This window comes from Pseudomonas sp. SED1, from assembly GCF_034044025.1.
Classification (GTDB): Bacteria; Pseudomonadota; Gammaproteobacteria; order Pseudomonadales; family Pseudomonadaceae; genus Aquipseudomonas.
In genome coordinates, this window is the sequence record NZ_JAXCIS010000235.1 from 1 (window position 1) to 6,631 (window position 6,631).

The following is a 6,631-nucleotide window of genomic DNA, read 5'->3' on the forward strand; positions in this document are numbered from 1 at the left end:
TTTTCAAAAGTGACCCGCTGTAAGAGCGGACCCCTAAGTCGCCGTTACCTAAACAACGGATATGTACACAGAAAACCCGTCAAACCACATCCACCCCCACATGAATCGCATCATGCCGCCAAAACTCCAGATCACAATCAATCAACCGCTCATGCTGATCATAATTAACCCGAGCGATCCGCAACCCCGGGCTCCCCACCGACACCCTCAACGCCGCCGCGGCCTCAACCTGCAATGACGTCGGCACAATCTCAAACCGCACCCGCCCGTAATGCAAGTCATACACCCGCGCATACAACTCCGTAATGGACTGATTCAAATCACACTCCAGAATCCCCGGAAAATACTGCGGGTTCAGATAGTGCTCCACATACAACACCAACCGCCCATCAATCCTGCGCCCCCGGCAAATCTGGATCACGCTGGACAACGCCGGCAACTGCAACCACGCACACACCGCCGCCGATGCCGGCTGCAACCGCGCCGAAATCACCTCAGTCGACGGCACCCGCCCCTGCGCACTCACCATCGCGTGAAAGTGACTGCGCTGCATCAGGTTATAGGCAAGCCTGGGAGGCGAAACAAACCACCCCCGCCGTTCCTCGCGATAAATCTGCCCTTGGGCCTCTAGTTGTAACAAGGCTTCCCGCACCGTAATCCGGGTGGTACCAAACAACTCGCTCAGCTTGCGCTCGGCCGGCAGCTTACTGGCAGGCGCCAACAAGCCATGGTCGATCTGCTCTTGCAGCGCCAGGCCAATGGTTGTCACCGCCTTGGTTGCCTCATCACGCATCAACGTTACCTATCTGGACTAGACCAGCACTATTCAGGTGCACAAAACGCCCGCTAAACGCGCCTCTGCTATTGCGTGCAAGCCTAGGCATTGCACGTGACCGACAGATGACAGCACCTCGCGACGTCCTGCCACAAGACCTGCAATACATCGGCCAAGTCCAAGGCTTCCGGGCCGTTTGGCATGGTCTACGCTTACCCGGCAACCCCTCGTCCAGGCCAACAAAAAACGACATCGACATGAAACTGTCATCCCCCGCGCCTAAATTGGCTCGTGTATTGCTGACCTAGACCAACACCTTCGCAATCGTTCATAAAAACGCAGCGTTGAAAACGCCCAAAGGAGCTTCGGATGAAACAGCTTTTCCTGGCATCACTGTTAGGCTCGACCATTGCTATGTGCACCGCCGCCATGGCTGCTGATACCGATTTGAAAACGCTCGAAGCCGCCGCGAAAGCGGAAGGCGCCGTCAACAGCGTCGGCATGCCCGATGACTGGGCCAACTGGAAAGGCACCTGGGAAGACCTGGCCAAGATCTATGGCCTCAAGCACATCGACACCGACATGAGCTCGGCCCAGGAAGTCGCCAAGTTCGCGGCAGAAAAAGACAACGCCAGCGCCGACATCGGCGACGTTGGCGCAGCCTTCGGCCCGATCGCGGTGAAACAGGGCGTAGTGCAACCGTACAAACCGACTACCTGGGCACAAGTCCCGGATTGGGCGAAAGACAAAGACGGTAACTGGGCACTGGCCTACACCGGCACCATCGCCTTTATCGTCAACAAAAAGCTGCTGCACGGCTCCGAAGCCCCAAAAAGCTGGGCGGACCTGAAGACCGGCAAATACAAGGTTTCCATCGGTGACGTGAGCACCGCCGCCCAGGCTGCCAACGGCGTACTCGCCGCTGCACTGGCCAACGGTGGTGACGAGAAGAACATTCAGCCTGCATTGCTGATGTTCGCCGACATCGCCAAGCAAGGCCGCCTGTCGCTGGCCAACCCGACGATCGCCACCATGGAAAAAGGCGAAGTGGAAGTGGGCGTGGTCTGGGACTTCAACGGCCTGAGCTACAAAGCCAAGATGGCCAACCCGGATGACTACGTGGTGCTGATCCCGTCGGACGGCTCGGTGATTTCCGGCTACACCACCATCATCAACAAATACGCCAAGCACCCGAACGCCGCCAAGCTGACCCGCGAATACATCTTCAGCGATGCCGGCCAGACCAACCTGGCCCGTGGCAACGCGCGGCCGATTCGTGCCGAACACCTGACCTTGCCAGCCGACGTACAGGCCAAGCTGCTGCCTAACGAGCAGTACAAGAAAGTAACGCCGATCAAAGACGCCGACGCTTGGGAGAAAACCTCCAAGGCACTGCCGCAGAAGTGGCAGGAAGAAGTCATCATCAATATGCAATAAGGCTGTAACCCACATTGGAGATCCGCTGGAGATCCAATGTGGGAGCGGGCTTGGGTGGGAGCGGGCTCGCTCGCGAAAGCGCAGTGTCAGTCAATACATGTGTGACTGACCCACCGTCTTCGCGAGCAAGCCCGCTCCCACAAAAGCCCGCCCCCACACTTAACTGCGTTCCCTCAGGGGAAATTGAGTCAAGCCTATTTGTTGCGGAGCCCCAGCCCCTATGAAGCACAACGTCATCCTTGTCGTGCTCGACGGCCTGAATTACGAGGTTGCCCGACACGCCATGGGGCACTTGCAGGCCTACGTCGGCGCAGGACGCGCAGCACTGTACAAACTGGAATGTGAACTGCCGGCCCTGTCCCGGCCCCTGTACGAATGCATCCTCACCGGCGTCCCGCCGATCGAAAGCGGCATCGTCCACAACAACGTCTCGCGCCTGTCCAACCAGCGCAGCATTTTCCATTACGCCACCGACGCCGGATTATCCACCGCAGCGGCGGCTTATCACTGGGTCAGCGAGTTGTATAACCGCAGTCCCTTCATCGCCGCCCGCGATCGTCATACCAACGACCCGGCACTGCCGATCCAGCATGGGCATTTTTACTGGAATGACCATTACCCGGACTCGCACCTGTTTGCCGACGCCGAAAGCCTGCGCCTTAAACACGCGCCGAATTTCCTGGTGGTGCACCCGATGAACATCGACGACGCCGGCCACAAGCACGGCCTCGACACCCCGCAATACCGCAACAGCGCACGCTCGGCCGACATCATCCTCGCCGACTACCTGCAAGGCTGGCTCGACGCCGGCTACCAGGTGCTGGTGACGGCCGACCACGGCATGAACAACGACCGTTCCCACAACGGCCTGCTGCCGGAAGAACGGGAAGTGCCACTGTTTGTGCTGGGTGATGCCTTCAGCTTCGACACCCACGCCACGCCCAAGCAAACCGAGCTGTGCGGCACCGTCTGCGAGCTGCTGGGTGTGACCCACGACAAACCTGTATGCCGGGAGCTGTTGAAGTGAATTCAGTGATCCGCGGCAAATGGCTGGCTGCCTTGTGCCTGGTGCCCTTCGCCCTCTTCTTTATCGTGTTCGAGATCGCCCCGCTGGTGTGGGTGATGATCAGCAGCGTCCAGTCGGAAGAGTTCGGCTGGGGCCTGGCCAACTTCAGCAAGATCTTCAGTTCGAAGTTCTACCTGCAGGCAATCCAGTACAGCCTGGAGATCAGTTTTTACTCCAGCGTGTTCGGGATCATCATCGCCGTGCTGGGCAGCTACTCGCTGCGCCGGGTGGACGGACGGCTGCGCAATTTCGTGACCGCATTCGCCAACATGACCAGCAACTTTGCCGGCGTGCCATTGGCCTTCGCGTTCATCATCCTGCTGGGGTTCAACGGCAGTATCACCATCATGCTCAAGCAGGCCGGGATCATTCAGGACTTCAACCTGTACTCCAAGACCGGCCTGATCATCCTTTATACGTACTTCCAGATTCCCCTCGGCGTGCTGCTGCTCTACCCGGCCTTTGACGCGTTGCGCGAAGACTGGCGCGAATCCGCTTCATTGCTCGGCGCGGACGGTTGGCAGTACTGGCGGCATATCGGTTTGCCGGTGCTGACCCCGGCTCTGCTGGGCACCTTCGTAATCCTGCTGGCCAACGCCCTCGGCGCCTACGCCACGGTGTACGCGCTGACTACCGGCAACTTCAACGTGCTGCCGATCCGCATCGCGGCGATGGTCTCCGGCGACATCTCCCTGGACCCGAACATGGCCAGCGCCCTGGCCGTGGTGCTCGTGGCGCTGATGACCGTGGTGACCGTGGTCCATCAACTGCTGCTCAAGAGGAGCTACCATGTCTCGCGCTGAACCTGGCTCGGCCGCCCTCTACCACCGCGTAGTGGTGTACCTGTTGTTCGCGATCCTGGTGCTGCCGTTGCTCGGCACCCTGGTCTACTCCATCGCCAGCAGTTGGTCGGCGACCATCCTGCCGTCCGGGTTTACCTTCAAGTGGTACATCCAGCTGTGGAGTGACCCACGTTTCCTGAATGCCTTCGGCCAGTCATTGCTGGTGTGCGTCGGCGCGCTGATCTTGTCAGTGGTGCTGATCCTGCCGCTGCTGTTTGTGGTGCATTACCACTTTCCGAAACTCGATGCGCTGATGAACATCCTGATCCTACTGCCCTTCGCGGTGCCGCCGGTGGTGTCGTCGGTGGGGCTGTTGCAGCTCTACGGGTCGGGCCCGTTTGCGATGGTGGGTACGCCGTGGATCCTGATCGGTTGCTACTTCACCGTGGCGCTGCCGTTCATGTACCGCGCGATCACCAACAACCTGCAAGCGATCAACCTGCGGGACCTGATGGACGCCGCCCAACTGCTCGGCGCCAGCACCTTCCAGGCCGCGTTCCTGGTGGTACTGCCCAACCTTCGCAAGGGCTTGATGGTGGCGTTGCTGCTGTCGTTCTCGTTCCTGTTCGGCGAGTTCGTGTTCGCCAACATCCTGGTGGGCACCCGCTACGAAACCCTGCAGGTGTACCTAAACAACATGCGTAACAGCAGCGGCCACTTCACCAGTGCCCTGGTGATCTCCTATTTCTTCTTCGTGCTGGTGCTGACCTGGGCCGCCAACATCTTGAACAAGGACAAAAGCCAATGAGCTTCGTCAGCGTCCAACACCTGCAAAAAGGCTACGCCGGCACGCCGGTCTTCAGTGACATCAACTGCGAAATCGCCAAGGGCGAATTTGTCACCCTGCTCGGCCCGTCGGGCTGCGGCAAGTCGACCCTGCTGCGCTGCATCGCCGGCCTGACCTCGGTAGACAGCGGGAAAATCCTGCTGGATGGCCAGGACATCGTCCCGCTGAGCCCGCAGAAACGCCATATCGGCATGGTGTTCCAGAGCTACGCGCTGTTCCCCAACATGACCGTGGAACAGAACGTCGCCTTCGGCCTGCGCATGCAGAAGGTCAATGCCGACGACAGCCACAAACGCGTGCAGGAAGTGCTGCAACTGGTGGAGCTGAAAGAACTCGCCGGACGCTACCCGCACCAGATGTCCGGCGGCCAGTGCCAGCGCGTGGCCCTCGCCCGTTCCCTGGTGACGCGCCCGCGCCTGTTGCTGCTGGATGAACCGCTGTCGGCCCTTGATGCACGGATTCGCAAGCACCTGCGCGAACAGATTCGCCAGATCCAGCGCGAGCTGGGCCTGACCACCATCTTCGTGACCCATGATCAGGAAGAAGCCCTGACCATGTCCGACCGGATCTTCCTGATGAACCAGGGCAAGATCGTGCAGAGCGGCGATGCCGAGACCCTCTACACCGCGCCGGTGGATGTGTTCGCTGCCGGGTTTATCGGCAACTACAACCTGCTGGACGCCGACAAGGCCAGCAAACTGTTGCAGCGCCCGATCACCGGGCGCATCGCCATTCGCCCGGAAGCCATCGAACTCAGCCGCAGCGGCGAACTGGACGCGCTGGTGCGCAGCCACAGCCTGTTGGGCAACGTGATTCGCTACCGCATCGAAGCCCGTGGGGTGGAACTGGTGGTCGATGTACTCAACCGTTCGGCCGACGATTTGCACCCCGACGGTCAGCGATTGGCACTTTCCATCGACCCAAGTGCGTTGTGTGAAGTAGCCTGACGCACGATTTATTTGAGAGAGCGTGACTGATGGCATTGGTAATTTTTGATCTGGACGACACCCTGATCCACGGCGACTGCGCCACCCTGTGGAGCGAGCAGATGGGCCGCTTGGGCTGGGTGGATGGCGAGTCGTTCATGCGCAAGAACGACGAACTGATGGCGGCCTACAGCCGCGGCGAGCTGGCCATGGAGGACTACATGGACTTCAGCCTTGAGCCGATGATCGGGCGCACGCCGGAAGAGATCGAGCACCTTGTTGAGCCGTGGGTGGAAGACGTTATCGAGCCGCTGATCTACAGCGAAGCCACGCGGACTATCGCCCGGCACCGCCAGAATGGTGACCGGATTTTGGTAATCTCGGCGTCGGGGACGCACTTGGTCAAGCCGATTGCGGCGCGTATTGGCATCGATGAAGTGCTGGGGATCGAGCTGGACGTTGCTCATGGGGTGTACAGCGGCAAGACCACCGGTGTACTGACGTACCGCGAAGGCAAGATCACCCGCCTGATGGAATGGCTGGAGCAGGAAGGTGAGCACCTTGATGGGGCGTACTTCTACTCGGATTCGCGCAATGATTTGCCGCTGTTGCTGAAGGTGGAGAACCCGCAGGTGGTGAATCCGGACCCGGTTTTGCGGGCGCATGCTGAGAAGGCTGGGTGGCCGATTCATCATTGGGTCTGACGGTTTGCGCTGGTTTGAGGTGAGTACATATCCGTTATTTAGGTAACGGCCGCCTATGGTTTCGCTCTTACAGCGAGTCACTTTGCAAAAGCGG

The 6,631-nt window shown here is 59.7% G+C and carries 7 protein-coding genes; 6 read left to right on the top strand and 1 reads right to left on the bottom strand.

The genetic code is table 11. The annotated features are described in order from the left end of the window. Positions 1-79: 79 nt before the first annotated feature. Positions 80-793 (bottom strand): UTRA domain-containing protein, encoded by a 714-nt coding sequence (locus tag SNL23_RS30425; RefSeq protein WP_010166446.1) that lies wholly within the window; start codon positions 791-793, stop codon positions 80-82. 351 nt (positions 794-1,144) lie between these two features. Between SNL23_RS30425 and SNL23_RS30430 the strand changes: the two genes are divergently transcribed. The 6 genes from SNL23_RS30430 (at position 1,145) to SNL23_RS30455 (ending at position 6,537) form a co-directional block, all read left to right on the top strand. After that, positions 1,145-2,212 carry an ABC transporter substrate-binding protein gene (locus tag SNL23_RS30430; RefSeq protein WP_076015304.1) on the top strand — a complete coding sequence of 356 codons (1,068 nt, stop codon included), beginning with the start codon at positions 1,145-1,147 and terminating at the stop codon, positions 2,210-2,212. A 220-nt stretch (positions 2,213-2,432) separates the two neighbouring features. Then, a complete protein-coding gene (locus SNL23_RS30435) occupies positions 2,433-3,239 on the top strand; it encodes an alkaline phosphatase family protein (RefSeq protein WP_076015303.1) in 807 nt (268 codons plus the stop codon). Continuing rightward, positions 3,218-4,081: an ABC transporter permease gene (locus SNL23_RS30440; protein WP_167663516.1), complete on the top strand. Its 864-nt coding sequence runs from the start codon at positions 3,218-3,220 to the stop codon at positions 4,079-4,081. Before SNL23_RS30435 ends, SNL23_RS30440 begins: the two co-directional genes overlap by 22 nt. Then, the gene (locus SNL23_RS30445) at positions 4,068-4,868 is read left to right on the top strand and encodes an ABC transporter permease (protein ID WP_003219747.1); all 801 of its coding nucleotides are present in this window, start codon (positions 4,068-4,070) and stop codon (positions 4,866-4,868) included. Before SNL23_RS30440 ends, SNL23_RS30445 begins: the two co-directional genes overlap by 14 nt. After that, positions 4,865-5,854 (top strand): ABC transporter ATP-binding protein, encoded by a 990-nt coding sequence (locus tag SNL23_RS30450; RefSeq protein ID WP_003219745.1) that lies wholly within the window; start codon positions 4,865-4,867, stop codon positions 5,852-5,854. The genes SNL23_RS30445 and SNL23_RS30450 overlap by 4 nt, the downstream gene beginning before the upstream one ends. A gap of 29 nt (positions 5,855-5,883) precedes the next feature. Beyond that, a complete protein-coding gene (locus SNL23_RS30455) occupies positions 5,884-6,537 on the top strand; it encodes an HAD family hydrolase (protein WP_076015301.1) in 654 nt (217 codons plus the stop codon). Positions 6,538-6,631 lie beyond the last annotated feature (94 nt).

Coding starts and splice junctions, on each gene's coding strand:
- SNL23_RS30425 (WP_010166446.1), bottom strand. CDS start 793: ATGCGTGATGAGGCAACCAAGGCGGTGACAACCATTGGCCTGGCGCTG.
- SNL23_RS30430 (WP_076015304.1), top strand. CDS start 1,145: ATGAAACAGCTTTTCCTGGCATCACTGTTAGGCTCGACCATTGCTATG.
- SNL23_RS30435 (WP_076015303.1), top strand. CDS start 2,433: ATGAAGCACAACGTCATCCTTGTCGTGCTCGACGGCCTGAATTACGAG.
- SNL23_RS30440 (WP_167663516.1), top strand. CDS start 3,218: ATGCCGGGAGCTGTTGAAGTGAATTCAGTGATCCGCGGCAAATGGCTG.
- SNL23_RS30445 (WP_003219747.1), top strand. CDS start 4,068: ATGTCTCGCGCTGAACCTGGCTCGGCCGCCCTCTACCACCGCGTAGTG.
- SNL23_RS30450 (WP_003219745.1), top strand. CDS start 4,865: ATGAGCTTCGTCAGCGTCCAACACCTGCAAAAAGGCTACGCCGGCACG.
- SNL23_RS30455 (WP_076015301.1), top strand. CDS start 5,884: ATGGCATTGGTAATTTTTGATCTGGACGACACCCTGATCCACGGCGAC.